Genomic DNA, 496 nt, shown 5'->3' with positions numbered 1-496 from the left:
CAGTTTCCAAGTAGTTCCATTACTCTCTTGTCCAAATACAGATATATCTCCAATTCTTCCACTATGATTTTCTATAAACTTTTCAGATTGAACAAACATACCACCACTTCCACAAGCTGGGTCATACACTCTTCCCTTTGTAGGCTCTAAACACTCAACTATGGTTTTAACAATAGACTCTGGAGTATAGAACTGCCCACCATTTTTTCCCTCTGAATTAGCAAATTTTCCTAAGAAAAACTCATAAACTTGACCAAGTACATCTTGCCCTTTATCTGTTTTAGCTTGTAAGTTAATTCCACCAACTATATCTATTAACTCTCCTAGTTTTCCCTTATCTAAAAGAGGATTTGAATATATTTTATATAGAACATCCTTTAATGTTTTATTCTCTTTTTCAATAGCATACATAGCCTCATCAATTTTTATTCCAATCTCTGGAGTTTTTGCACTTTTAACTATCTCTGCCCATCTAGCCTCTTTAGGAACCCAGAAA

The 496-nt window shown here is 34.1% G+C and carries 1 protein-coding gene; it reads right to left on the bottom strand.

The features are described 5' to 3' along the window. Positions 1-496: class I SAM-dependent DNA methyltransferase (locus L988_RS10940; protein ID WP_047384225.1), on the bottom strand; the 496-nt coding region annotated here is incomplete at both ends.

Origin of the sequence: Cetobacterium sp. ZWU0022, from assembly GCF_000800875.1 — a bacterium.
Classification (GTDB): domain Bacteria; phylum Fusobacteriota; class Fusobacteriia; order Fusobacteriales; family Fusobacteriaceae; genus Cetobacterium_A.
Note: the sequence above shows the minus strand (reverse complement) of the source record. Positions and strands in the feature narration are given on the sequence as shown.